The 26,118-nt window shown below is 72.5% G+C and carries 24 protein-coding genes; 2 read left to right on the top strand and 22 right to left on the bottom strand.

What is annotated here, in order from left to right; genetic code table 11:
* Positions 1–73 precede the first annotated feature (73 nt).
* Both DEI99_RS02210 and DEI99_RS02205 read right to left on the bottom strand, forming a co-directional pair.
* The gene (locus tag DEI99_RS02210; protein ID WP_111042963.1) at positions 74–697 is read right to left on the bottom strand and encodes a phosphoribosylanthranilate isomerase; all 624 of its coding nucleotides are present in this window, start codon (positions 695–697) and stop codon (positions 74–76) included.
* Between the two features lie 85 nt (positions 698–782).
* The gene (locus DEI99_RS02205; protein ID WP_071256963.1) at positions 783–1,835 is read right to left on the bottom strand and encodes a serine/threonine-protein kinase; all 1,053 of its coding nucleotides are present in this window, start codon (positions 1,833–1,835) and stop codon (positions 783–785) included.
* Positions 1,836–2,029: 194 nt separating this feature from the next.
* Here DEI99_RS02205 and DEI99_RS02200 point away from each other — a divergent pair, with 194 nt between their 5' ends.
* Positions 2,030–2,233: a hypervirulence associated TUDOR domain-containing protein gene (locus DEI99_RS02200; RefSeq protein ID WP_111042956.1), complete on the top strand. Its 204-nt coding sequence runs from the start codon at positions 2,030–2,032 to the stop codon at positions 2,231–2,233.
* A gap of 4 nt (positions 2,234–2,237) precedes the next feature.
* On the opposite strand, the gene DEI99_RS02195 is transcribed toward DEI99_RS02200, so the two are convergent.
* Both DEI99_RS02195 and DEI99_RS02190 read right to left on the bottom strand, forming a co-directional pair.
* Positions 2,238–2,975 carry a DedA family protein gene (locus DEI99_RS02195; RefSeq protein WP_181434537.1) on the bottom strand — a complete coding sequence of 246 codons (738 nt, stop codon included), beginning with the start codon at positions 2,973–2,975 and terminating at the stop codon, positions 2,238–2,240.
* Between the two features lie 51 nt (positions 2,976–3,026).
* Entirely contained in the window at positions 3,027–4,154 is a 1,128-nt protein-coding gene (locus DEI99_RS02190) for an ROK family transcriptional regulator (protein ID WP_284180919.1), read from the bottom strand.
* 48 nt (positions 4,155–4,202) lie between these two features.
* Between DEI99_RS02190 and DEI99_RS02185 the strand changes: the two genes are divergently transcribed.
* Entirely contained in the window at positions 4,203–5,930 is a 1,728-nt protein-coding gene (locus tag DEI99_RS02185; protein WP_111042954.1) for a beta-N-acetylhexosaminidase, read from the top strand.
* A gap of 215 nt (positions 5,931–6,145) precedes the next feature.
* Here the strand turns inward: DEI99_RS02185 and DEI99_RS02180 are convergent, their stop codons facing one another.
* The 18 genes from DEI99_RS02180 to DEI99_RS02095 all read right to left on the bottom strand — a co-directional run bounded on the left by DEI99_RS02180 (position 6,146) and on the right by DEI99_RS02095 (position 26,000).
* Positions 6,146–8,242 (bottom strand): PTS fructose transporter subunit IIABC, encoded by a 2,097-nt coding sequence (locus tag DEI99_RS02180; RefSeq protein WP_111042953.1) that lies wholly within the window; start codon positions 8,240–8,242, stop codon positions 6,146–6,148.
* A 65-nt stretch (positions 8,243–8,307) separates the two neighbouring features.
* On the bottom strand, positions 8,308–9,318 hold the full coding sequence (locus tag DEI99_RS02175) for a 1-phosphofructokinase family hexose kinase (protein WP_284180918.1): 1,011 nt from the start codon (positions 9,316–9,318) through the stop codon (positions 8,308–8,310).
* On the bottom strand, positions 9,315–10,100 hold the full coding sequence (locus DEI99_RS02170; protein WP_111041314.1) for a DeoR/GlpR family DNA-binding transcription regulator: 786 nt from the start codon (positions 10,098–10,100) through the stop codon (positions 9,315–9,317). The genes DEI99_RS02175 and DEI99_RS02170 overlap by 4 nt, the downstream gene beginning before the upstream one ends.
* Before the next feature lie 272 nt (positions 10,101–10,372).
* Positions 10,373–11,284, bottom strand: a complete 912-nt coding sequence (locus tag DEI99_RS02165) for a carbohydrate ABC transporter permease (RefSeq protein WP_220037129.1) — start codon at positions 11,282–11,284, stop codon at positions 10,373–10,375.
* Positions 11,281–12,300 carry a carbohydrate ABC transporter permease gene (locus DEI99_RS02160; protein ID WP_111041316.1) on the bottom strand — a complete coding sequence of 340 codons (1,020 nt, stop codon included), beginning with the start codon at positions 12,298–12,300 and terminating at the stop codon, positions 11,281–11,283. Before DEI99_RS02160 ends, DEI99_RS02165 begins: the two co-directional genes overlap by 4 nt.
* Before the next feature lie 3 nt (positions 12,301–12,303).
* Positions 12,304–13,629 carry a sugar ABC transporter substrate-binding protein gene (locus DEI99_RS02155; protein ID WP_220037131.1) on the bottom strand — a complete coding sequence of 442 codons (1,326 nt, stop codon included), beginning with the start codon at positions 13,627–13,629 and terminating at the stop codon, positions 12,304–12,306.
* 304 nt (positions 13,630–13,933) lie between these two features.
* The gene (locus DEI99_RS02150) at positions 13,934–15,121 is read right to left on the bottom strand and encodes an ABC transporter permease (protein WP_111041318.1); all 1,188 of its coding nucleotides are present in this window, start codon (positions 15,119–15,121) and stop codon (positions 13,934–13,936) included.
* On the bottom strand, positions 15,118–15,855 hold the full coding sequence (locus tag DEI99_RS02145) for an ABC transporter ATP-binding protein (protein WP_111041319.1): 738 nt from the start codon (positions 15,853–15,855) through the stop codon (positions 15,118–15,120). The genes DEI99_RS02150 and DEI99_RS02145 overlap by 4 nt, the downstream gene beginning before the upstream one ends.
* Complete coding sequence (locus DEI99_RS02140) at positions 15,852–16,889, bottom strand: peptidoglycan-binding protein (RefSeq protein WP_146247088.1); 1,038 nt, start codon at positions 16,887–16,889, stop codon at positions 15,852–15,854. The genes DEI99_RS02145 and DEI99_RS02140 overlap by 4 nt, the downstream gene beginning before the upstream one ends.
* A gap of 38 nt (positions 16,890–16,927) precedes the next feature.
* Positions 16,928–17,449 carry a hypothetical protein gene (locus DEI99_RS02135; protein WP_111041322.1) on the bottom strand — a complete coding sequence of 174 codons (522 nt, stop codon included), beginning with the start codon at positions 17,447–17,449 and terminating at the stop codon, positions 16,928–16,930.
* 17 nt (positions 17,450–17,466) lie between these two features.
* Positions 17,467–18,636: a sensor histidine kinase gene (locus DEI99_RS02130; RefSeq protein WP_111041324.1), complete on the bottom strand. Its 1,170-nt coding sequence runs from the start codon at positions 18,634–18,636 to the stop codon at positions 17,467–17,469.
* Positions 18,636–19,289, bottom strand: coding sequence for a response regulator transcription factor (locus DEI99_RS02125; protein WP_111041326.1), 654 nt, complete (start codon positions 19,287–19,289; stop codon positions 18,636–18,638). Before DEI99_RS02125 ends, DEI99_RS02130 begins: the two co-directional genes overlap by 1 nt.
* 22 nt (positions 19,290–19,311) lie before the next feature.
* Positions 19,312–19,434, bottom strand: a complete 123-nt coding sequence (locus tag DEI99_RS02120) for a hypothetical protein (protein WP_258369307.1) — start codon at positions 19,432–19,434, stop codon at positions 19,312–19,314.
* A 48-nt stretch (positions 19,435–19,482) separates the two neighbouring features.
* Entirely contained in the window at positions 19,483–20,037 is a 555-nt protein-coding gene (locus tag DEI99_RS02115; protein ID WP_146247089.1) for a DUF2231 domain-containing protein, read from the bottom strand.
* A 155-nt stretch (positions 20,038–20,192) separates the two neighbouring features.
* Positions 20,193–22,361, bottom strand: a complete 2,169-nt coding sequence (locus DEI99_RS02110) for an ATP-dependent Clp protease ATP-binding subunit (protein WP_111041330.1) — start codon at positions 22,359–22,361, stop codon at positions 20,193–20,195.
* Between the two features lie 53 nt (positions 22,362–22,414).
* Complete coding sequence (locus tag DEI99_RS02105; RefSeq protein ID WP_111041331.1) at positions 22,415–23,815, bottom strand: MFS transporter; 1,401 nt, start codon at positions 23,813–23,815, stop codon at positions 22,415–22,417.
* A 166-nt stretch (positions 23,816–23,981) separates the two neighbouring features.
* A complete protein-coding gene (tatA, locus tag DEI99_RS02100) occupies positions 23,982–24,260 on the bottom strand; it encodes a twin-arginine translocase TatA/TatE family subunit (RefSeq protein ID WP_071252989.1) in 279 nt (92 codons plus the stop codon).
* Positions 24,261–24,434: 174 nt separating this feature from the next.
* On the bottom strand, positions 24,435–26,000 hold the full coding sequence (locus DEI99_RS02095) for a sugar transferase (protein ID WP_181434394.1): 1,566 nt from the start codon (positions 25,998–26,000) through the stop codon (positions 24,435–24,437).
* Between the last annotated feature and the right edge of the window lie 118 nt (positions 26,001–26,118).

Raw genomic sequence — 26,118 nt, 5'->3', positions numbered from 1 at the left:
GGTGGCCGATCCGAGTCAGCCGCTCCGTGTCAGCCGGAGGGTGTCAGCCGGTCCGTGTCAGCCGGACCGTGTGTCAGCCGAGGCTGCGGACGGCCTCGACGAACGCGCGGATCTTCGCCGGGTCCTTGACCCCGCGCTCCGACTCGACGCCGCTCGACACGTCCACGCCGTCCGGGTCGAGCGCCTCGACCGCCGCGGCGACGTTCGCCGGGGTGAGCCCGCCGGCCAGGATCCAGGCCTCGTCGACCGTGCCGTCGACGGCCGCGGGGTCGATGAGTCGACCGCTGCCCGGCACCGCGGCGTCGAGCAGCAGCAGGTCGTGGTCGTACGCGGCGCGCTGCTCCGGCGTCTCGCGCAGGTAGTCCTCGGCCGCGAGCGCCCGGATCGTGAAGAACCCGGCGTCGCGCGCCCGGGCGAAGTCGGTCGCGGACTCTCCGCCGTGCAACTGCAGCGTGGTGAGGCCGACCTCGGAGGCGATGCCGACGACCTCGTCGATCTTCTGGTCGCGGAACACCCCGACCGCGTCGATGCCGTCGGGCAGCCGCTCGACGAGCTCCTTCGCGAGGTCCGCCGTGACGGTCCGCGGGCTGCCGGCGGCGAAGACGAAGCCGACCGCGTCGGCACCCGCGTCGACGGCGGCGTCGACGGTGTCCGGGGTCGACAGGCCGCAGATCTTGATCCAGCGCTGGTCGGTCATGTCGTCCATCCTGCCAGTCGACCGGACGCCGCGCTGGACGCGGGGACCACCGCGGCCGGGGCAGCCGCTCCGGGGTGCTCCGTGGTCAGTGCAGCATGCCGGCGACGTACGCGGCGCCGCAGGCCAGGAGCACGCCGGAGACCGCGAACGAGCCGACGAGCACGTTGCGGCGACGCCAGCGACGGACCGCCTCGAACGTGCCGCGCTTCGCGTGGCGGTGCGCCGCGCGGTGCATGCGGTGATCGCGCTGGTGCTTGACGCGCTCCGGACCGAGCGGCAACGGGCCGGTGATCTGCGTCGAGCCGCCGCGCAGTGCGCTCGCGATCGCCACGGCGGTGGGCCGGCGCGCCGGGTCCCGGTGGGTCATCCGGCTGAGCAGGTCGCGCCACTCCGACGCGACGTCGTCCGGGACGACCGGGTCGTGCCGCAGCCGCGCGAGCGCCGCCTCGATGAGCGTGCCGGAGTACTCCTGCTTGCCGGTCAGCGCCTCGAGCAGCACCAGGCCGAGCGAGTAGACGTCCGTCGCGAAGCTGATCGGTTCGCCGGCGACCTGCTCGGGGCTCAGGTACGCCGCCGTGCCGATGATCGTGCCGTCGTTCGTCAGCCGCGAGCCGTCGACGAAGTGCGCGACGCCGAAGTCGGTGAGCTTGACCGTGCGGGCGAAGCCGGACGAGCCCTCGTCGCTGATCAGGATGTTCGCCGGCTTGACGTCACGGTGCACGATCCCGCGCGAGTGCACGTACGCCAGGGCGTCGGCGAGCTGCGCGCCGAGGTCGGCGACCTCGTAGTTGTGCAGGGCGCCCTCGGACAGCCGGCGGAGCAGCGTCGTGTCCGCGATGAGCTCCATCACGATGAAGCGGTGCGGCCCGTCCTCGAAGTCGTGGGTGCCGGCGTCGTACAGCGGGATGAGCCCCGGGTGCGACAGCATGCTGAGCAGCCGGATCTCGCGCTCCTGGCGGACGCGGTCGGCGGTGGTCATCTTGTCCGGGGTGGCGAAGAGCTTCACGGCGACGGCACGGTAGGTGTGCTCGTCGCGGGCCTCGTACACCGAGCCCATCCCGCCCGTACCGATCAGCTTGACGAGTCGGTACCGGGCCGCCAGGACCGTGTCCGCCCGCGCGCTGTCCAGCAGGGTCATGATGCGTCGTTCCGTCCGGAGCCAGGAGATCCGCGGCCGCTGCCGGCGTGTGTGGCTCGCCGTCAACGGTACGCGTCCGCTCTCCGTCCCGCTCGGGCGTTACGACATCGTGACCCCTGCTTCCCTGTGTCCGTGCGGGATCGGCGGGTACCGTCCGACGTCCACCAACGGACTACTTCGCAAGGAGGACAGCGATGGCACTGTCGAAGGGCGACGAGGTGCACTGGAACACCTCGCAGGGCACGACCACCGGCACGCTGGTCGAGCAGAAGACGAAGGACTTCACGTTCGACGGGCAGCACTTCAAGCCGACGGACGACGACCCGTACTGGATCGTCGAGTCGGAGAAGAGCGGCAAGCAGGCCGCCCACAAGGAGTCGGCCCTGCGGAAGGCCTGACGGGTCAGTCGCGGGCGGGCTCGGCGCGTCGACGACCCCGGGCACCGTCCGCGTCACCGTCGGACCGACGGTCGGCACGTGCGCGGCGGATGCGGCGCACCACGAACGTCACGACGACGACGGCGATCGCGACGTAGAGCACCCGGTCGGTCCACTCGGTGTACTGCTCGACGCGCTCGTACTGCGAGCCGAACGCCGCGCCGAGGAGCACCAGGGCGCTGTTCCAGATGCCGCTCGCGATGACCGTGAACACCGAGAACGTGGCGAGGTGCATCCGGTCCGCGCCGGCCGGCAGCGAGATGAGGCTGCGGACGATCGGCACGAACCGGCCGAAGAACACCGCGCTCTTGCCGTGGCGGTGGAACCAATCGGCGGCCTTGCGGAAGTCGTCCTCGTCGACCAGCGGCAGGCGGCCGAGCCAGCGCGTGGTCCGCTCGAAGCCGATGGCCGCGCCGAGCCAGTACAGCACCAGGGCCCCCAGGTACGACCCGAGCGTGGCGAGCAGCAGGACCAGGACGAGGTCCATCTTGCCCGCGCCGGCCAGGAACCCGGCGAGCGGCAGGATCACCTCGGACGGGATCGGCGGGAACACCGTCTCGACGAAGAGCATGAGTGCCACGCCCCACTCCCCCAGCGCGTCGATGAGCTGGAGCACGAGCCCGGACAGGCCCCCCAGGTCGGACGGGGTGGAGGAGTCGCCGGTGGCGACGGTCATGGCGCGGTCGGTCACGGCAGTCGTCATGCCGCCATCTTCTCTGAACGGCCTGTCAGGAACCCGGGTCCGGTCTGGAGGTCAGCCGAGTCCCATGTGCTCGGTGCGCACGTGCGTCAGGGACCGGGCGAGGGCACCCCGCGCGACCGCGTCGCGCCCGACGGTCGACGGCACGACCTCGACCGGGTGACGAAGCTGCGGTGCGATCACCGCGGCCAGGGCCTCGCTGAACTCGGCCGCCGCCGGCAGGACCTCGCCGCCGACGACCACGACCTCCGGGTCGATCGTCGCGACGAGCTGCACGACGCCGGGGGCCACGTCCGCGGCGAACGCGCGGACGACCTCGACGGCCCACGCCGCCCCCTGCCCGGCCGCGGCGAAGACGGACTCGAGGTCCGTGTCGGCGGGGACCCGGGCCTCCAGTCGGCTCGGCGCACCGGGCCAGCCCGTGACGTCGAGGCCGCCCATCTCGCCGGCCGCGCCGCGCGCCCCGCGCGCCAGTGCCCCGTCGACCACGACCGCCGCGCCGATCTGCCGGCCCATGACGAGCGAGACGGCGTCCTGCACGCCGCGCAGGCGGCCCCACATCGCCTCGGCGACGGCGGCGAGCTTGGCGTCGTTGTCGAAGAAGGTCGCGACGCCGGGGAACAGGTCCTGGATGCGGCCGGGCACCCGGCGCTCCACCCACTCCGGCACCGCGACGGTGTAGTCGATCGCGCCCGTCCGGTCGACGACGGCCGGCACGCCGAACGTCGCGGCCAGCACCGGTGACGTCGCGGTGTCGGCGGTCAGGCGGCGGACCACGTCCTGCACGCTCGTCCACGCCTGCTCGGCGTCGGCGAGGTCGGCGTAGCGCTCCTCGACCCGGGTCTGCTGGACCCCGCGCAGGTCGGAGCGCACGCCGACGATCCCGTGCAGCCCGAGGTCCACGCCGAGCACCGAGCCCGCGGTGGCGTCGGCCCGGAAGCGCTTCGGGCGCCGACCGGCCTTGTTCGGGGTCACGAGCACCTCGGCCTCGGCCACCCAGCCCTCGTCGACGAGGTCGGTGAGCGCCGCCTCGACCGTGGGGCGCGAGAGACCGACCGCGCGGCTCAGCTCGGTGACCGAGTGCGAGGCGTCGTCGCGCAGCAGGGCGTCGAGGATCGCACGCGAGTTCATCTGCCGGAGGACGCCCGGCGTCGCTCCGACCACTCCCGGGATCGTTGACACGGTCTCCTGCACAGCCATAGCCTCCACATTACGAAAGATCATTGAGGAATGGTGGACTCCGACATGCTCATCCCACGACCGCGCCGCTCCGCCCCGGGCACCGGCGCCTTCGAGATCACGCCGTCGACCCGGATCGCCGCCGACGACGCGGCCGGATCGGTCCGACTGTACCTGCAGCAGACGCTGCGGGCGTCGACCGGGCTGCCGGTCCGCGACGCCGCCGACGACGGCACCGGGCAGGGCGGCACCACCGAGGGCGTGATCGCGCTGCGCGTGGTCGACGACCCGTCGCTGCCGGCCGGGCCCGCGACCCCCGAGGGCGACCGCAGCGAGTCCTTCCGCCTCACGGTCACGCCGCGCGGCATCGACGTCGTCGGCGGTTCGGCGGCCGGCGTGTTCTACGGCGTGCAGGCCCTGCTGCAACTCCTGCCGCCGGACGTGTACCGCCACGGCCGGGTCGGCACCGGACCGTGGTCCGTCCCGTCGACGGTCGTCGAGGACGCACCGGCCTTCGCCTGGCGCGGCGTGATGCTCGACGTCGCCCGGCACTTCCGCACGAAGCACGAGGTCATGCGCGTCGTCGACCAGCTCGCCGCGCACCGGATCAACCGCCTGCACTTCCACCTCACCGAGGACCAGGGCTGGCGCATCGAGATCCGCAAGTACCCCCGGCTGACCGAGGTCGGCTCGTGGCGGCGCGAGTCGCAGGTGGGCGCGCACGTGCCGGGACCCGACGGTTCGCTGGTCGTCGCCGGCAAGGACGGCCGTCCGCACGGCGGCTACTACACGCAGGACGACATCCGCGAGATCGTCGCCTACGCCGCCGACCGGTTCGTCACCGTCGTGCCGGAGATCGAGACGCCCGGACACGTGCGCGCCGCCCTGGCCGCCTACCCGTCGCTCGGCGTGCACCCGGAGACGCCGGTGGAGGTCTGGACCGAGTGGGGCATCGCCGACGACGTCCTCAACGCCGACGACAGCACCGTCGACTTCTTCAAGGACGTCCTCGACGAGGTCATCGCCCTGTTCCCGTCCCGCTACATCGGCATCGGCGGCGACGAGTGCCCGAAGGTGCAGTGGGAGCAGGACCCCCGCACCCAGGAACGCATCCGGTCGCTCGGGCTCGCCGACGAGGAACAACTGCAGGCCTGGATCATCGGCCAGCTCGCCGACCACGTCGCCGGCCACGGCCGCCGGGCGTTCGGCTGGGACGAGATCCTCGAGGGCGGCACGCTCGACCCGTCCGCGACGGTCCTCTCGTGGCGTGGCCTGACCGGCGCCCGGACCGCGGCCAAGCGCGGGCACGACGTCATCTCCGCGCCCGACGACCAGGCCTACCTGGACTACCGGCAGAGCGACCTGGCGACCGAGCCCATCCCGGTCTCGATCGTGCTGTCGGTCGACGACGTCTTCGCCTTCGACCCGGTCCCCTCCGGCCTGACCGAGGCCGAGCGGGCGCACGTCATCGGCGGCCAGGGCAACATGTGGACGGAGCACGTCGACACCGCCCGCAAGCTCGACTACCAGCTGTTCCCCCGCGTGGCCGCCCTCGCCGAGGCACTCTGGTCGGCCGACGCCGCCGGCCCGCGCGACCTCGCCGAGTTCCGGGGGCGGCTCGCCGAGCACACCGCCCGGCTCGAGGCGATGGGCATCGAGTACCGCCACGAGGCCGGGCCCTTCCCGTGGGAGCAGCGCCCGGGCGTGCCCGGCCGCCCGCACTCCCGCGAGGAGCGCGCCGCGTACATCGACGCGATCACGGCGAACATCGCGGAGTAGGACGCGGCCCGGCGCCGAGGTCGCGCGACACGCCGCAGCCCGCCCACCGAGGTCGCGGAACCAGCCGCACGGTCGGGCGCCGGACGGCAGATCGCGCGACCTCGGCCGCGCGGCCTCGGCCGCGCGACCCGGGCTTCGGCCCGGCGACCGGAGACGGACGGGAGGCCCGGTGCCAGCTGGCACCGGGCCTCCCGTCCGTCAGGGGGTCGCGTCGACTACGCGGCGACCGGCGCGCGCTGGCCCACCGTCTCGGCGGCCGCGGCAGCCTCGCCGCCAGCGGCGGCCTCGTCGACCGGGCGGCGGCGCACCCACTTCTTCAGGGCGACGAGCACTCCGGCCGACACGAACGCGCCGAGTACGACCGCTCCGAGCCAGGCCCAGAAGTTCCCGATCGCGAAGAACACGAACACGCCGCCGTGCGGTGCTCGCGAGGTCACGCCCACCGCCATCGAGATCGCACCGGTGACCGCCGCTCCGACCATCGACGCCGGGATGACACGGAGCGGGTCGGCCGCGGCGAACGGGATCGCGCCCTCGGAGATGAACGAGAAGCCGAGCAGGTAGGCCGCCTTGCCGTTCTCGCGCTCCGGCTTCGTGAAGCCCTTGCGGTAGAACAGCGTCGACGCGAGCGCCATCGCGAGCGGCGGCACCATGCCGGCGCCCATCACGGCGGCCATGATCTCGAACGGCACGACGTTCGTGGCGGTCCCCGCGCCGAGGCCCGCGACGGCGAACGCGTAGGCCACCTTGTTGACCGGTCCGCCGAGGTCGAACGCCATCATGAGACCGAGGATGATGCCGAGCAGGATCGCCGAGGCACCGGACAGCGAGTTGAGGAAGCCGGTCAGCTGCGTCATGAGCCAGGCGATCGGGCCGCCGAGCACCAGGAGCATGAGCCCGGAGGCGATGATCGACGCGAACAGCGGGATGATCACCACCGGCATGAGGCCCCGCAGCCAGCGCCAGGTCGGGATGCGCCCGATCCAGTACGCGGCGGCACCGGCGATGAGGCCGCCGACCAGACCGCCGAGGAACCCGGCGTTCATGAAGACGGCGATCGACCCGGCGACGAAACCGGGCGCGATGCCCGGTCGGTCCGCCATGGCGTAGGCGATGTACCCGGCGAGCGCGGCCACCAGGAACCCGAGCGAGACCTGTCCGATCTGGAACGCGGCGGCGCCGAGGTAGTAGCCGAGGCCCTCCGCCGGCAGGTTCAGCAGCGTCGAGTGCGTCAGCGTCCAGGCGGCGTTGCTCACGCCGTCGTCGCCGTGGGTCGACGCGATCTGGTACCCGGAGAGCAGGAAGCCGAGCGCGATGAGGAGTCCGCCGCCCGCGACGAACGGGATCATGTAGCTGACGCCGGTGAGCAGCCAGCGCTTGAGCGACTGGCCGAAGTGCTCGTTCTTCGCGGTCGACTCGCCGTCGGTGGCGGCGGCGCCCTGCACGCGGGCGGCGTGCGGGTCCTCCGAGGCGCGGACGGCCTCCGCGATCATCGCGTCGGGTTCGTCGACACCCCGCTTCACCGGCCCGGAGACGAGCGGCTTGCCGGCGAACCGACCGCGGTCGCGGACGTCGACGTCGACCGCGAACACGACGGCGTCGGCCCGGGCGATGAGCGCCGGGTCGAGGGGCTCGACCTGCGAGGACCCCTGCGTCTCGATGTGCATCTCGGCACCGGCGCGCTGGGCGGCGGCGACGAGCGCGTCGGCCGCCATGTAGGTGTGCGCGATGCCGGTCGGGCAGGCGGTGACGCCGACGAAGACCTTGCGGTCGGCGGCCGGTGCGGCCGGTGCTGCGGTCGCAGTGGAGGCCCGGCTCGCGTTCCCGACGCCGGCCTCGGCCACCTCGCCGCTCACCTCGTGGTCGACCAGCCGGACGATCTCGTCGGCGGTGGTCGCGGCGCGGAGTGCGGCGGTGAAGTCGTCGCGGATGAGCGCACGGGCCAGGGTCGACAGCACCGTCAGGTGGTCCTTGTCGGCACCCTCGGGCACGGCGATCATGAAGACGACGTCGGCGTCGCCGTCCGGGGCGCCGAACGGCACCTTGCGGGCGAGACGCGAGAACGCCAGCGTCGGCTCGGACACCGACGCCGAGCGGGCGTGCGGGATCGCGATGCCACCGGGGACGCCGGTGCCGACGCTCGCCTCGCGGGCGATGGCGTCCTCGGCGAGGGCACGGCCGTCGGCGGCGCGGCCGGTCGCGGCGACGCGGTCTGCCAGGACGCGGATCACCTCGGTCGACGTGGCACCGAGGTCCTCGTCGAGGCCGACGAGCTGTGCGCTGATGAGGCGCGGACTCGGGTCTGCGGACATGTGCTTGCTCCTTCGCAATGGCGCTGGTCGCGCGGTGGTGCAGGTGTTCGGGGGTGGGGAGGGGATCAGGCGGGCTCGGGGGCCGGGTGCGGATCGAGCACCCGGACGGAGACCGCCGTCGGGTCGGTGTGGTCGAGGGCCGGCACGTCGCTGCCCGGCAGTGCCGCTGCGGCGGCCCCGGTGGCGACGGCCTGCGCGAGGCGCTGTTCGGGGGACGCCCCGGCGACCTCGGCGAGCAGGTAGCCGGCGAGCGAGGAGTCCCCCGCGCCGACCGTCGACCGGGCGACGATCGTCGGGGCGGCCGCCGCGAACGCACCTTCCGCGGCGACCAGGACCGCGCCGGCGCTGCCGAGGGTGAGCAGCACCGCGCCGACGTTCCGCTGCCGGAGCCGCTCGGCCCCGGCCACGGCGGCATCGAGGTCGCGCTCGTACTCGTCCGGGTCGCCGCCGACGACCTCGGCCAGCTCCTCGGCGTTCGGCTTCACCAGGTCGATCCGTTCGCCGGACTGCAGCAGCGCCGTGAACGGCACCCCCGACGAGTCGACGGCGATCCGGACGTCCGCTCCGTGCCGGGCACGGACGGCCCGGACGAGCACCGCGAGCGCGTCGTCGGGCAGTCCGGGCGGCAGCGAGCCGGCGAACACGACCCAGCGGGCGGCCGGACCGGTGGCGGTCGCGGCGGCGGTGTCGGCGACCAGCGCGGCGAGGTCGTCGAGCCGGCCGGCGAGCGAGGGGCCCGGCTCGTTGAGCTTCGTCGTGGTGCCGGTCGGCTCGGTGACGGTGACGTTCGAGCGGAGCGGTGCGCCGATCGGCAGCGCGGCGGTCGGGATGCCCCGGGTCGCGAGGCCGAGCAGCACCGGGTCGAGCTCGTCGCCGGGCAGCACGGCGGTGGTGTCCCCGCCGCTCGCCACGACCACGCGGGACACGTTGACGCCCTTGCCGCCGGGCTCGGCGGTCGACCGGGTGGCCCGCTGCACGGCGCCGCGCTGCAGCTCACCGGCGAGCTCGATGGTGCGGTCGAGGGACGGGTTCGGGGTCACCGTGACGATGCGGGTGCTGCCGTGCTGCTCGTTCACGCGACGACCACCTCGACGTCGGCGTCGGTGAGCGCCCCGGTCAGGTCCGCCGGCGGCTGCTCGTCGGTGACGAGCGTGTCGATCTCGTCGAGTCGGGCGAAGCGCATGAGCGCCTCGACCCCGTGCTTCGCGGCGTCGGCGAGCACCACGGCCCGGCGGGCGGCGAGGACGTAGGCGCCCTTGACGGCGGCCTCGTACTCGTCGGGGGTGCTCAGGCCGAACCCGGCGGACAACCCGTTCGTGCCGATGAAGGCGACGTCGGGGCGCAGCGCCCCGATCTGCTCGACGGTGGCGGTGCCGACGGCGGCGCTCGTCACGCCGCGCACCCGGCCGCCGAGCAGGTGCAGCTCGACGTGCGCGCTGTGCTGCAGCACCGCGGCGATCGGCACCGAGTTCGTGATGACGGTGATCGTCGCGCCGGCCTCGGGTTCCCAGCGGGCGAGCTCGGCGGCGACGGCGGCGCTCGTGGTGCCGGCGTCCAGGGCGATCGACCCGGTGAAGGTCGGCGGCACCAGGCGCATCGCGGCCCGGGCGATCGCGGACTTCGCGGTGCCGTGCTGCCCCTCGCGCTCGGCGACGCTCAGCTCGACGACGCTCGAGCGTCCGACCGGCACCGCTCCCCCGTGCACCCGACGCAGCACGCCGGCCGCCTCCAGCGCACCGAGGTCGCGGCGGACGGTCTCGGTGGTGACGTCGAAGTGCTCGGCCAGGTCGGCGACGGAGACCCGGCCGGCGTCCTGCAGCGCTGCTGCGATCGCCTCGTGCCGCTCGGTTGCGTACATGCCCGAACTCCTTCGTTCCCGTGGGTTTCGGAAACTGTAAGCCCGAACCCCACACAAACGCAACCGTCGCCGCGAACGACCGCACACGACGAGGTCGCACGATCTGCCGCTCGAACAGCGCCGATGCAGCACATCGTGCGACCTCGACGCACCACACGCGGCGAGTCGTGCGACCTCGGCGCCGCGCGCGGGCCGGGGCGCGTCGAAGTGACGCCGCCCGCACACGGACGCCCCGCCCTGCTCGTGCAGGACGGGGCGTTCGTCGCGGTGGGTCAGCCCTTCACGGCCCCCGCCGTCATGCCGCTCACCAGCCGGCGCTGCACGATGAGGAAGAAGACCACCACCGGGATCGAGAACAGCACGCTCGCCGCCATGAGCCCGCCGAAGTCCGTGCCCTTGTTCGTCGAGAACCCGGCGAGCCACACCGGCAGCGTGTACATCCCCTGGTCCTTGAGCATCACGTACGCGATGAGGTAGTCGTTCCACGCCGCGATGAACGCGAACACGCTCGTGGCGATGACCCCGGGCATCACGAGGGGGAACAGCACGCTCCACAGGATCCGGAACGTGCCGGCGCCGTCGACCTTCGCGGCCTCCTCGATCTCGACCGGCACGGACACGAAGAACCCGCGCATCACCCAGATCGAGAACGGCAGCACGCTCGCGACGTAGGCCAGGATCAGCCCGACGTAGCTGTTGAGCAGCCCGAGGGTCTGGAACGACAGGAACAGCGGGATGAGCAGCGCGCCGGACGGGATCATCTGCACGAACAGGATGGCGACCAGGATCGCGCGCCGTCCGCGGAACCGGAACCGCGAGAGCGCCGCCGACGCCAGGAACCCGACGACGATCGACAGCAGCACGGCCGCCACGACGACGATGGTCGAGTTCCGCAGGTAGACGAGGAACCCGTCCTGCGTCAGCGCGCGGGTGAAGTTCTCGATCGTGGGGTGCAACGGCAGCCAGATCGGGGTCATCGTGGTGACCTCGTCGGCGGGCTTGAACGCGGTGTTCACCATCCAGTAGATCGGGAACACCCACACCAGGCAGAACAGCACCGCGATCGTGTTCGCGACGATCCGCGGCCTGCGCCGCCGGACCCGCGGCGGGGCGGGCGCCGGCAGCGGTGCGGGAGCCGGCGTCGGCGCCCCGGCGGTCGGGCGGGACTGCGTCGAGAGGGTCACAGGTCCTCCTCACCGCTGCGGACGAGGCGGCGGATGTAGTAGCTGGTGAGCACGCCGAGGATCACGGTGGAGATGACGGCGATGGCGGCGCCCTGCCCGTAGGCGTTCGAGACGAACGACTGCACGAAGGTCCAGATGCCGAGGGTCAGGGTCGCCTCCTCCGGTCCGCCGCGGGTGAGCAGCCAGATCTGGTTGAAGACGTTGAAGTCCCAGATCACCGACAGGATCGACACGAGCAGCAGCGTCGGCGCGAGCGCCGGCAGGGTGATCGACCGGTACATCGTCCAGTCCGAGGCGCCGTCGAGCGCGCCGGCCTCGTAGTACTCCGGCGCGATCTGCGACTGCGCCGCGTAGAGCGTCAGCGCGACGAAGGGCACGGCCTGCCAGATGACGAGCGTGAGCACGATCGTGTAGGCCTGCGCCGGGTGCGACGCCCAGTTGTCCTGCGTGTGGTCGCCGAACACCCGCAGCTGCGTCACGAGCCAGTTGAGCACGCCGTAGAACGGCTGGAACAGCCACTGCCAGACCAGGCTCGACGCCACGTTCGGCATCGCCCACGCGAGCACGAGCACGACGCTCACGATCGTCCGCATGGCCACGCCGAGGCGGGTGAGCAGCTGGGCCACGCCCATCCCGATGACGATCGTGCCGAGCACCATCGCGCCGGTGACGAGCACGGTGCGCAGGATGACCGGCCAGAACGACGCGTCGGTCAGGACGTCGGTGTAGTTCGACGCCCCGGCGAACCCGGCCTGTCCCGTGAAGATGGCCCGCAGTCCGTAGTCCTGGAACGAGATGACGACGAGCCGGACCAGCGGGTAGACCACGAGGGCGAGCAGCAGGACGGCGGCCGGCGCGAGCAGCACGAGCGGTGCCCGCGACGCCACCGGTGAACGCCGACCGCGTCCGGACCCGCCGGCCGAGCCCCGACGGGGTCGGGGTCCGCCGTCCCCGCGACGGCCGGTGGCCGGCCCGGTCCGCACCGGGTCGGCCACCTGCTCCGCAGTGGAGGTCATCGACTACGGCTGCGCGTTCAGCGCGGTCGTGAGGTGCTTCGAGAAGCCCTCGGCTGCCTGCTGCGGCGTCTTCCGTCCGGTCGCGACGTCGGCGAACATCGACTGGAACGACGCGTCGCCCTCGATGGTCGCCCACCCCGGCGCGCCCGGGGTCGGACGGCTGGTCGAGGCGGCCTCGAAGTACGGCTTGTGCAGCGTGTCCACGTCACCGGCGACCGCGTCGAGCAGCTGGGTCGAGTTCGGCTCCCAGCCGTCCACGCCGAAGACCTGCTCCTGCTGGAACTCCTTCGAGGTCAGGATCTTCAGGTAGTACAGCGCCAGGTCCTGGTTCTGCGACTTCGCGGGGATCCCGAGGTCGGACCCGCCGAGGAACACCGGCTGCGTCTTCCCGGCCGTCTTCGAGGGCATCGGGAAGGTCCCGATCTGGTCGGCGAGGGCGGGCTTGGCCGTCGTCACCGACCCGATCTCCCACGCGGACCCGAGGAACGCCGAGGTGTTCCCCTGGGCGAAGACGTCGCTCTGCGAGGGCTTGTCGGTGTTGATGTCCTGTGTGGACTTCGCGGAGTAGTCGTTCTGGAAGTCCTTCCACGCCGTCAGGCCCTCGACCGCGTCGTCGGAGTCGAGCGTGCCGGTCCACTTGCCGCCGTCGTCCGTGGCGATCTCGCCGCCGGCGTCCCACACCCACTGCAGCCCGCCGTACCAGTACTGGCCGGGCATGTAGAAGGCGGAGAAGTCGCTGCGCGGGTTCGCGGCCTTGACCTTGTCGAGGTCGGCGGTGAGCTCCTCGTAGGTCGTCGGCACCTCGGTGACGCCGGCGTCCTTCCAGACCTCCTTGTTGTAGACGACGGCACGGTTGCCGGCGAAGAGGGGCGCTCCGTAGAGCTTGCCGTCGACGGTCGCCGGGCCCTCGAGCCCGGTGAGCCACGTCTGCCCGTCCTTCAGCTCGTCGCGGTACGGCGTCAGGTCCTTCAGCCCGCCGGCGGCCGCGTACACCGGCACCTGCGTGTTGCCGAGGTCGACGACGTCCGGTGCGTCGGACTGCGCGAGCGCGGTGGTGAGCTTGGTGGTGATGCCGTCCCACTGCTGAGTCTGGACCGTCACCTTCGCCCCGGTGTCCGCGGTGAACTGCTTCTCGGCGGCCTGCAGGACCTTGTCCGTCAGGTCGCCGTTCATCATCCACACGGTGATGGTCTTGCCCTTGCCATCGGGTGTGCCGATGGACTTCGTGCCGCCGTCGGAAGCTCCGTTGCTTCCGGCGGAGCACCCGGTGAGGGCGAGCGCGCCTGCGAGGGCGAGCGCACCGAGTGCGGCGAAACGCGTGCGTGTCACGTTGACTCCCTTGGTCCGACCTTTATGAAAGGACGTTGCGTATTGGTCATGAAAGACCCTTCGGAAGCCGTTGTCAACCGTTGGACCGGTCCCTGCGGAGAGCGGTCTCCCGCGTGTTTCCGGGGGATCACGGATGGCGAACAGATGATGACCACCGCTTGACGCGGTGGTCATGACCAGGCAAGATCTGCGCCGCACGAGCGTGGCTCTGCAGGCGACGGGCAGGAGGCCCGGCACCGGTCTCGGGGACCGGCGCCGGGCCTCCACTGCGTCGCCTCGACAGCGTCGCCGCCACCGCACCGTCTCAGACGGCCGCCAGGGCGGACGTCGGCGGGATGCGCGCCGCGCGCGCCGCCGGGTAGAGCCCGGAGACCCCGCCGATGACGACCGTCGCCCCGAGGCCGCCGGCCACCGCCCAGGGCGGCAGCGCCACCGGCCACCCCTGCACGACGGCGAACGCCACCGTCACGCCGACGCCGATCACGACCCCGGCCACCCCACCGAGGAACGACAGCAGCAGGGACTCGACCAGGAACTGGTCGCGGATCGTCCGCCGACGTGCTCCGAGGGCGCGGCGCACCCCGACCTCGGCGCGACGCTCGAGCACCGTGATCACCATCGTGTTGGCGACGCCGATGCCCCCGACGAGCAGCGCGACGCCGCCGATGCCGACGAGCAGTCCGGTGAACGAGTCGTCGGTGGCGTCCTTCGCGGCGAGCGCGTCCGACGGTCGGGTGACCCCGACGTCCTGCGGCGCACCCGGTCGGACCGCGGCCGCGAGGACGTCACGGGCCGCTTCCACCCGCTCCGGGTCGACGCGCGTGTAGACGGCGGTCGGCGCCCCGTCGAACCCGAGCTGTCCGGCAAGCGCCCGCGGCACGAACACGCTGTTGTCGAGTTCCGCGGCGAGCGCGAGCGGCCGGAGGACCCCGACCACCTGCACCCACTGTCCGCCGATCCACACCCGGGTGTCTGCACGGACCCGGTCGATGCCGAGCGCGGCGGCGGCCGCGTCCCCGAGCACGACCTGCGGCGCCGCGGTCCGGGCGTCGTCGATCCACCGCCCGGAGGCGAGCTCGCCACCGAGCACCCCGGGCACGTCACCCCAGGCCGCGAGCACGGCGATGCCCTTCGTCTCCGGCGCCGGGACGAACCCGTTGCGGTAGACCCCGGCGCCCGGCACCGTGCCGACCGCGGCGGCGGACTCGACGTCGTCCTGCCGGTGCACCGACTCGAGCGCGGTGTCCGGCAGCGGCGGCGTCTCGCCGAACCCCTGGGCCTCGGTGACGGTGAGCACGTTCGTGCCGAGGGCGTCGAGGACCTGGTCGACCTTCGCCTTGCTCGACGACGAGATCCCGACGACCGCGATCATCGCCGCGATGCCGATGGCGATGCCGAGGGCCGACAGCACGACGCGCGCCGGTCGGGTCCGCAGGCCGAACACCCCGAGTCGGAGCAGGTCCGTCGGACTGACGGTGCCCCGGGCGCTCACCGGTCGCTCCGGATCGCGGCGGCGAGCGCGGCGGCCCCGCCCGCGGTGTCGTCCTGCGAGACGAGACCGTCCCGCATCCGGACGCGGCGGGGCAGCGATGCCGCGAGCTCGAGGTCGTGCGTGATGACGAGCACGGTGGTCCCGCCGTCGTTGAGCTCGCGCAGCAGTCCGAGGACCGCCGTGCCCGAGGCGGTGTCGAGCGCCCCGGTCGGCTCGTCCGCCAGCAGGATCGTGGGCTCGCCGACGACGGCCCGGGCGATCGCGACCCGCTGCTTCTCACCGCCGGACAGCTGGTGCGGGCGGTGGTCGACCCGGTGCCCGAGTCCGACCCGGCCGAGCGCCTCGACCGCGCGCCGGTGCCGGTCGCAGCGCGGCACCCCTGCGTAGAGCAGCCCGTCGGCGACGTTCTCGGCGGCGGTCGCCCCGGCCTGCAGGTGGAAGTGCTGGAACACGAAGCCGATGTGCTCGGCCCGCAGGCGCGACAGGGCGTCGTCGGACATCGTGGCCACGTCGTTGCCGGCGATCGTCACGGTGCCGGACGTCGGCCGGTCGAGCGTCCCGACGATGTTGAGCATGGTCGACTTGCCGGACCCCGACGGCCCGACGACGGCGACGAGTTCCCCGGCCGTGACCTCGAGCGAGACGCCGCGGAGCGCGCCGACGTCGCCGTAGGTCTTCACGACGTCCGCGAGCGACAGGACGACCTCGCGGGCCGGCGCGGTGGTGCCGGTCATCCGGGCACCACCACCCGGTCGCCCGCGGCGACGTCGCCGGTGATCGCCACGCGGCCGTCGGCGGTGAACCCCGGCTCGACGGACACGCGCTCGGTCGTGCCGTCCCGGCGGACCACGTCGACGGCGTAGTGGCCGCCGGAACCCGCGACGAGGGCCGAGACCGGCACGGAGAGCACGCCCCGTTCGGTGGTGCCCTCCGCGTCGACCTGGGCAGAGGCCGCGGCCGGCAGCTTGCGGTCGCCGGGGTCGAAGGACACCGAGACGACGACCTTGGTCCCGCCGTCTTCGTCGGTCTCGGGCTGGACGTCGGCGACCTCGCCGCGCATCGGCGCCCCTGTGCCGTTCACCCGGACGTCCACCCGGGTGCCGACCGCCAGCCGCTCGGCGTCGCGCTGCGACACGGTCGCCGAGACGATGCGCTCCGTGCTCGTGACCTGCAGTACGTCGCCGCCGCCGGTGCCCGCTGCGCCCGCGGTGCCGGTCGACCGGCCGAGCTCGCCGTCCACTGACGCGACCCGCACGGCCCCGTCGACGAACGCGACGTCGTCGGCGGTCAGGACCCCGGTCGCCTCGTGGTCCCGGTCCTCCTGCCACTGCCGCACCGCGGCCTGGGTCCGCGGGCCGAACTCGTCGTCCACGGACACGTCGTAGCCCAGGGCCGCGAGGTTCTCGTTGAGCTGCCGCACGTCGGTGCCGTGCACCCCGCGGGACAGGTCGCGCCACAGCGGTACCGTGCCGTACATCGACCGCACACCGCGCTCGTCCACCGCGTACAGGTCCTCGTCGCGCTCGATGACGTCGCCGGGGCGGGGCAACCACGTGATCGTGCCGGCGGCCGCTGCGGGCACGCCCGTCGGGGCGCCGTAGCCCAGGGTGCCGGCGAAGACCTTCGAGTCGGTCAGGTCGCCCTTCGTGACGGTTGCCGTGGGGCCGGTGTGGACGTCGTCCGAGGCGGCAGGAGCAGCCGAGGACGAGCCAGGATCCGGGTCGATGACCGCCCACGTCCCCAGGCCGACGCCGACCGCGGCGGCCATGCAGAGACCGACGACCACCGAACGCCGACGCAGGGGGCTCACTCGCCGACCCCGGTGACGTCCGACCCCAGGGCCTCTTCGTTGCACGCGCGCGCAGCCTCGTCGAAGGCAGTCGGGTCCTCCGGTCGGTACGCGCGTTGCCCTTCCTGGTCGTCCGGGTAGTCGGCGAACCCGCGTTCGCGGAGACACGCAGCGGCCTGCTGCATCTTCTCCTCGAACCCGGGCATCGGCTTCGCGGCCGTCGCGTCGCCGGCTCCTTCGCCGTCGCCGAGGCACGCCTTGAGGTCGCTCTGGTACTGCTCGGGATCAGCGCCGTCCGGTAGACCGAACTCCACCGTCCCGCCGTTGCTCGCAGGATCCGCCATCTCGTAGCCCTTGCCGCGCATGCACTCGGCGAGTGAGGCACCCTTCTGAGCCGAGCCGACGGTCGGACCGTCGGCGTCGGTGTCCTCCGCGCTCGAACACCCGGCGAGCAGTCCGGGCAGCAGGACGACGGCGACGGCTGCGGTGGCGAGGAGCGATCGGGTCCGGCGGGTCTTCGTGGTGGTTGTCGTGTTCATGCCACCAGGACACCGGATCAGCTGTTTCGCCCGGCGTCTCCTCGGGGTTGCACCGACGAAACACCGACGCGGACGACGAGTCCACCGGTCGGTCGTGCCTCGACCGACAGCGACCACCCGTGCGCCTGCACGACCGCCGCGACGATCGACAGTCCGAGCCCGCTGTGGCGCCCGACCGACCGCGCCGACGGGCAGCGCCGGAACGGCTCGACCAGACGGGGCGCCTCGTCCACCGGCACCACGGGCCCGGAGTTCTCGACGACGATCGCGTCCGGCGACGTCGTCACCCGGACGAACCCGCCGGGCTCGTTGTACTCGACGGCGTTGCCGACCAGGTTGCCGAGGAGCTGGCGCAGCAGCGTCGGTTCGCCGTCGACGACCAGGCCAGGAGGCCCGGTGCGGGTCTCGTGGGTCAGCGCGACCCCGGCGTCGGCTGCGTTCCGGGCCGCCCCCGCGACCACCTCGGCGGTCACGTCGTCCACGTGGACCACCTGCGTCGTGCCGTCGAGCCCACGGTCGGCCTCGGCGAGCACGAGCAGCGACTCGACCAGGTGCTCGGTCCGCCGGTTCTGCTCGAGCAGCTCGTCGCGGACGGCCCGGACGTCGGCGGCGCCGACGTCGTCGTGCAACCCGATCTGCACGGCGGCCCGCTGCACCGCGAGCGGGGTCCGGAGCTCGTGCGACGCCTGCGCCACGAACCGCCGCTGGCTCTCGAACGCCGTCTCGAGCCGGTCGAGCAGGTCGTCGACGGTGCGGGACAGCCGCCGGAGTTCGTCGTCGGGCCCGACCAGGGCGATCCGCTCGTGCAGGTTCGACGCGGTGATCCGGGTCGCGGTGGCGGTGATCCGGTCGATCGGGCGGAGCATCCGCCGGCTGACGAACCACCCGACACCACCCGCGAGCACCCCCGCGACGACGATCCCCACCGCCGACCACTGCCACTGCAGCGCGTTGGCCTCGGTGACGACGCGCAGGGTCGTCTGCGACGCACCGAGTCGTTCGGGGTCGATCGGGACGGCGGACGGGATCCGGGTCGCCGGCACGCCGTCCTGGTCGGCCACGGGGAGCGTCCGGGCGAACGACTGCTGGGACGCCAGGTTCACGAACACCAGCACGGCGGTGGTGAGCACCATCGAGGCCACGGCGAAGGCGAGGGCCGTCCGGACGCGGATGGTCAGCGTCCGCATCACAGGGCGTACCCCTGCCCCGGCACCGTCCGGATCGGGTCCGGGTCGCCGAGCTTCCGCCGCAGCTTCGACATCGTCACCCGGACGGCGGCGGTGAACGGGTCGACGTTCATGTCCCAGACCTTCTCGAGCAGTTCCTCGGCGGAGACGATCCGGCCGTCCGCACGCAGCAGGGTCTCGAGCACGCCGAGCTCCTTCGCGGTGAGGTCGAGCGGGCGACCGTCCCGCGTCGCCATCCGCCGGTTCGTGTCGAGGAGCAGGCCGGCACGTTGGAGCACCGGGGCGACGGGTGCGACGCTCCGGCGGCCGAGCGCCCGGACCCGCGCAACGAGCTCCGGGTACTCGAACGGCTTCGTCAGGTAGTCGTCGGCACCGAGCTCCAGGCCGTTCACCCGGTCGGTCAGCGTCGTCGCCGCGGTGAGCATGAGGATCCGGGTCAGGCTCCCCCGGGCCGCCAGCCGCCGGGCGACCTCGTCGCCGTGCATGCCCGGCAGGTCCCGGTCGAGCACGACGACGTCGTAGTCGTTCACGGCCAGGAGCTCGTCGGCATGGTCGCCGCGGTGGGCGACGTCGACCGCCATGCCCTGCCGGGTCAACCCCGTCGCGACGAGGTCGGCGAGGGCCCGCTCATCATCCACCACGAGTACACGCACTGATGTATTGCAGGTGATGTACCTATGAGCGGACTGGGAGCACGGTGACGACTCCGGTCTGCTCGTCCACCCGCACCACGAACGTGGCGCCCGTCGGCAGCGGAACGGTCAGGAGCGGCAGGGTGTGGGCGCTGTCGAGGTCCATGCTCCGACCATGACGGACGGAGGGTTTCCCCGGTGTTGCGCGTGCGGCTCAGGCGCCGAACGGCACCTCGCCGTGGTCGCTCACCCCGGCACGCTGCCGGTACGCCAGGTGCCCACCGAGGTACCCGCCGACGCCGACGACCGCCAGCGCCGCGAAGCCGAGCGCCTTGCCGGCACCGTGGTTCCCGTGCTTCCGCTGCCACCACGACACCCCGTAGAGCGAGATGCCGACCCAGTTCACCGCCTGGTGCACCCACCCCGTGCGCAGCTGCTCACGATCGAGCTCGGACCAGTCCACGTAGCCGGCGAGCGAAGCGCTCCCGGAGGACACCAGCCCGACGCCGACCAGGGTCTTCGCGGCCTTCGCGTTGCCCTTCCCGCCGAACAGGTCGAGCACCGCGGCGGAGATCCAGGCGCCGAGCGGTACCTGCACCATGAGGGGGTGCACGGGGTGGCCGAACGGCACACCGTGCAGCAGCCGGCGGAGTCCCCGCGGCTTCGCGAGGGCGTTCACGACGGCACGGTCGATGTCGACGGCCTTGTCGAGCACGCTCGCGTGCTCGACGGCGTCGGTGAGGCGGCGGATTGCGCGGATCTCAGGCATGCCCTGCAGCCAACCCGGGAGGCCCGTGCCGGGTCCCAGGAACCGGCCCCGGGCCTCCTGTCGGTCACCCCACCCACCCCGGAACCAGGTTCCGGACACAGCACCACGTCGTTCCGCGGTGTCGTGTCCGGAACCTGGTTCCGCGCGGCCGTCGCCTACTCCTCGACGATCTCCGCCAGCTCGAAGGGCTCGACCGTCAGGCCGTCGCCGTCCTCGGAGACGTCCACCCGCACGGTGTCACCGTCACGGACGTCCCCGGACAGGATCGCCCGCGCCAACCGGTCGTCGATCTGGCGCTGCATGAGCCGACGCAGTGGCCGTGCGCCGTAGAGCGGGTCGTACCCGCGCTCGGCGAGCCAGCCCCGCGCCTGCGGCGTCACCGCGAGTTCGAGCCGTCGGTCGGTCAGGCGTCGGGCCAGCCGGTCGACGTCGAGCGAGACGATCTGCCCGAGGTCCTCGGCCGACAGCGCCTGGAACACCACGATGTCGTCGAGCCGGTTGATGAACTCCGGGCGGAACGCCTGCTGCACGAGCTCGCGCACGGCGTCCTCGCGCTGCTCGTCGGTCAGCGTCAGGTCGGTCATGAACTGCGAGCCGAGGTTCGACGTCAGCACCAGGATGGTGTTCCGGAAGTCGACCGTTCGACCCTGACCGTCGGTGAGCCGCCCGTCGTCGAGCACCTGGAGCAGCACGTCGAACACCTCGGGGTGGGCCTTCTCGATCTCGTCGAGCAGGATCACCGAGTACGGGCGGCGGCGGACCGCCTCGGTCAGCTGCCCACCGGCCTCGTACCCGACGTACCCGGGCGGCGCGCCGATGAGCCGCGCGACGGAGTGCTTCTCGCCGTACTCGCTCATGTCGATGCGGACCAGGGCCTTCTCGTCGTCGAACAGGAACTCGGCGAGCGCCTTCGCCAGCTCGGTCTTGCCCACACCGGTCGGCCCGAGGAACAGGAAGGACCCCGTCGGCCGGTCCGGGTCGGAGATGCCGGCACGGGTGCGACGCACGGCCTCGGACACGGTGGTCACGGCGGTGCGCTGCCCGATGATCCGCCGGCCGAGCTCGCTCTCCAGGTGCAGGAGCTTCTCGGTCTCGCCCTGCAGCAGTCGGCCGAGCGGGATGCCCGTCCACTGCGCGATGACGGCGGCGATGTCCTCGTCGGTGACGCTGTCGTTCACCATGCGGTCGGTGCTGCCTGCCTGCTCCGCGGCGGCGAGCTCGGCCTCGATGCGGGGCTTCTCGCCGTACTCCAGACGCGAGACGAGTTCGTAGTCGGCCTCGCGCTGCGCCCGCTGCGACCGCATGTTCAGGTCGTCGAGCTGCTGCTTCAGCTCACCGATGCGGTTCAGGCTCGCGCGCTCCGCCTGCCAGCGCTGCTCGAGTTCGCCGAGGCGTTCCTCGCGCGTGTGCAGCTCGTTCCGCAGGGTCTCGAGCCGCGCCTTCGAGGCGTCGTCCTTCTCCTGCTTGAGCGCGAACTCCTCGACGCGGAGCCGGTCGACGTTCCGCTTCAGCTCGTCGATCTCGACCGGGCTCGAGTCGATCTCCATGCGGAGCCGGCTCGCGGCCTCGTCGATGAGGTCGATGGCCTTGTCGGGCAGCTGCCGGCCGGAGATGTACCGGTTCGACAGGCTCGCCGCGGCGACGAGCGCGGAGTCGTTGATCGTGACCTTGTGGTGCGCCTCGTAGCGCTCCCTGAGCCCGCGGAGGATCGCCACGGCGTCCTCGACGCTCGGCTCACCCACGTAGACCTGCTGGAAGCGACGCTCGAGTGCGGCGTCCTTCTCGATGTACTCGCGGTACTCGTCGAGGGTGGTCGCCCCGATGAGGCGGAGCTCCCCGCGGGCCAGCATCGGCTTGAGCATGTTCGAGGCCGCGACGGACCCCTCGCCGCCGCCGGCACCCATCAGGGTGTGCAGCTCGTCGATGAAGGTGATGACCTGGCCGTCGGAGTCGTTGATCTCCTTGAGCACGGCCTTGAGCCGCTCCTCGAACTCGCCGCGGTACTTGGCGCCGGCGATGAGGGCGGAGATGTCGAGGGAGACGAGCCGCTTGTCCTTGAGGGAGTCGGCGACGTCGCCGGCGACGATGCGCTGCGCGAGCCCCTCGACGACGGCGGTCTTGCCGACGCCGGGCTCGCCGATGAGCACGGGGTTGTTCTTCGTGCGGCGGGTCAGCACCTGGCTGACGCGTCGGATCTCGGAGTCGCGTCCGATCACCGGGTCGAGCTTGCCGCTGCGGGCGATCGCCGTGAGGTCGACGCCGTACTGCTCGAGGGCGGTCTTCTGTCGCTCTTGCGAGTCAGGAGCACCCTGGAGGTTCGCCATGCGTTCCGTCCTTTCGTTGCGGTGGTCTCGTACTTGAGTCTACTGCACTCAACTTACGTCCGTGAGGTTCCATTCCGGATCCCGACGGCGCTGACGACGGCGCCGGCCAGCAGCAGCAGCGCCATCACCACCATGGCCCGGTGCAGCCCCTGGACGCTGACCCCGCCGCCGAGCACGACGCCGGCCAGCGCCACCGTGACGAGCCCGGCGATCCGCGCGACCGCGTTGTTCACCGCGGAACCCGCACCGGCTTCGGACTGCGGGACCGAGCCGAGCACGGCGCTCGTGAGCGGGGTGACCATGAGCGCGATGCCCGCGCCGACGAGCACCAGCCCCGGGAGCACCGACCACCAGTACCCGGCCGGGTCCTCGCCCGTGAACAGGAGCAGGAGCGCCCCGACGGCGCCGACGGCGGGTCCGGCGGCCATGAACCACCGCGGCCCCCACCGGCCGGCCAGCGAGCCGACCGTCGTCGAGAGCAGCAGGAGCATCACCGTCGGCGGCAGCGTCGCGAGGCCGGCGACCCAGGCCGGGAAACCCCAGACCTCCTGCAGGAACAGCGTGACGACGAAGAACACCATGCCGAGCGCGCCGTAGATCGACAGCGTCGCGAGGTTGCCGACCGTGAAGTTCCGCGCCCGGAACAACGCGAGCGGCACCAGTGGCACCCCGGACGTGCGCGTCACCCGGAGCTCCCACGGCACGAAGGCCACGAGCGCCGCGGCCCCGAGCACGAGCGCGGCGACCACGATCGGCGCGCCCCACCCGAGCCGCTCCTGCTCGATCAACCCGAGCACCACGCCGCCGACCCCCACCACGGCGAGCACCGCACCGACCACGTCGATCCGTGGGCGGGTGGCGGGGTGCACGTCGCCCGTGATGCGCAGCACGAGCACGATCGTCACCGCGATCGGCACCGCCGTCAGCACGAAGATCCACCGCCAGCCGATGCCGTCCACCACGAGTCCGCCGACGACCGGCCCGAGGATCGACGCCGCGCTCGACCACGCCGTCCACGTGCCGATCGCCTTCGCCTGCGCCGCCCCGCGGAACGCCGCCACGATGAGGGCGAGCGCACTCGGGGTGACGAGCGCACCCCCGACGCCCTGCAGCGCCCGGGCGACGATGAGCACCGCGCCGGACGGGGCCACCGCGCACAACACCGACGCGACCCCGAACACCACCAGCCCCCACGTGATGATCCGCACCCGGCCGAAGACGTCCGACAGCGATCCCGCGACCAGGATGAGCGACCCGAGTGTCACGAGGTAGGCGTCGACCGTCCACTGCTGCACGACCAGGCCGCCACCGAGCTCGGACCGGATGGCGGGCAGTGCCACGTTCACCACGCTCGAGTCGAGTCCGACCACGAACGAGGACAGGACCGCCACCACGAGCACGGTGCGTCGGTCGTCCCGGAGCGGTGCGGCGGCGGCGTGCGGCGTGGAGGTCATGTGCTCATCCTCCGCCACCCCGGCCGATCAGACGGCCGGTCGGGCGGCGTCGCGGCTGACGACCGTCGGCTCGAAGGCCCGGACATGCCGAATGCACCCCCGGACACGCCGAAGCCCCCGCGACCGGAGGGTCACGGGGGCTGCCGACAGGACGGGGCTGGGTGTCCTAGATCTGGGAGGAGTTGCGCGACTCCGGGGTGGGCTGCACGGTCGGTGCCGGGTTCACGACCGGCTGGGCGACGGGAGCAGCCGGGTCGGCGACCGTGTTCTGGACGCCGGCATCGGTGCCCTTGGTCCGCTTGTCATCGGTCTCCATCTCCTTCTTGAAGATGTTGATCGACTGACCGAGGCCCTTGGCGAGCGCCGGGAGCTTCGTCGCACCGAAGAGCAGGATGACGATCCCGAGGATGACCAGCAGGTGAATGCCGGTGAGACCTTGCCACATGTTGACTCCTTGGTTCTGGACCTGATCGCCGTCTCGCGCATCATCGTCGACACGTGCAGCGGAAGTCCGTCGTTCTCCCATCGTAACGCGCGCTCCCCGGGATGCCCAGGCCGAGCCGGAACGGACACCGTTCGCACAGGGAAGCCGCGCGGCGACGGCAGCCGCGGCGACCGCTCAGTAGGCCCCGTGCGAGCGGAGCACCGACGGGATCGTCCGCGCGAGGATCACGAGGTCGTGCAGGAACGACCAGTTCTCGACGTAGTGCAGGTCGAGGCGGACACCCTCGGCCCAGTCCAGGTCGGACCGACCGCTCACCTGCCAGAGTCCGGTGATCCCCGGGGTGACGAGCAGGCGGCGGTCCGCGAAGTCCTCGTACAGGGCGACCTCGCGCGGGAGCGCCGGCCGCGGCCCGACCAGGCTCATCGAGCCGGTCAGCACGTTCCAGAGCTGGGGCAGTTCGTCGAGCGAGGTCCGCCGCAGGAACGCACCGACGCGGGTCACCCGGGGGTCGTCCTTCATCTTGAAGAGCGGCCCGGCACCCTCGTTCTCGGACTGCAGCGCCGCCATCCGGGCCTCGGCGTCGACGCACATCGTGCGGAACTTCAGGATCGAGAAGGCCGCCCCGCCCCGGCCGACGCGCACCTGGCGGAAGAAGACCGGCCCGCCGTCGTCGAGGCGCACGGCGAGGGCGACGACCCCGAGCAGGGGCGCCAGCAGGAGCAGTCCGACGCCGGCCCCGACGACGTCGAGCAGACGCTTGCCCGCCCGACGCCGGTAGTCCGGGGTCTCGATGTGCATGAGCGGCAGGCCGTCGACGGGGCGCTCGTGCACGCGTCCGGCCGCGATGTCGGCGAGGGGCGAGGACACGACGAGCTCGACGCCGTGCTCCTCGAGCTGCCAGCCCAGGCGGCGCAGGCGGGCGTGCCCACCCCGCACCGCACCCGCCACGACGACCGCCGAGACGCCCTGCTCCTGCGCGAGCGGGAGCACGTCCTCGATGCCGCCGACGACCCGGGCACGTGCGGCCCCGAGGTCTATCTCGGCACCCGCGGCCTCGCAGTCGGTGACGACGGCCCGGACGCGGTAGCCGGCACTCGGCGTCGCGGCGATGCGGGAGCCGACGTAGCGGACGTCCTCGGCGTCGCCGACGAGCAGGACGTCCTGCAGGCGCTCACCCCGGGAACGGGAGCGCGCGAGCACGGTCCGGACGGCCTTCCGGCCGAGCACCAGGAACGCGAGTCCGAGCGGGAACGCGATCGCGACGTAGCCACGGGCGAGGTCGAGCTGTACCGCGTACGCCACCACCGCCACCCCGGCGACGGCCACCAGGCTCGCGGTGACGAGCCGGCGGTACTCGTCCCCGCCGATGCCCGCGATGCGCGGGTCACGGGTGCGGAACACCGACAGCAGGACCATCCAGACGACCACGATGGCCGGTGCGACGGCGAACTCGAGCCAGCCGGACCGGGGGCGGACCGCTGTGAGCTCCCAGGGGAACCGGGCGACGTGCGCCACCGCGAACGCGGCGAGCAGCAGCCCGAGGTCGAGCAGGGCGACGGCCGGCACGTACCCGTGGCGGGCACCCGCGGGGGCGACCGGACGGTGCGCGTGCGGCGTCGTGTGCGCCCGCGTTCGCGGTCGAACCGGACGGGAGCGTTCGGTGCCCGTCAGATTGGTGCCGGTCGGGTCGGTACCGGTCGGCGCGGGCGCGACCGGGACGGCAGCGGTGGGTGGACGCATCGCGAGGGACATGGTGGGACCTCCTGTCGAGCGGACGACCGGGGAGGTCGACCGGACGCCGGGTCGGTCGGGTCACGACGGCGAGCGGCGCACCATCCAATGTATCACCGTGTTGTTC

The sequence above is a fragment of the Curtobacterium sp. MCLR17_036 genome, from assembly GCF_003234445.2.
GTDB lineage: Bacteria > Actinomycetota > Actinomycetes > Actinomycetales > Microbacteriaceae > Curtobacterium.
The sequence above is the reverse complement of the archived record's forward strand: the minus strand, read 5'-3'. Positions and strand labels throughout refer to the sequence as shown.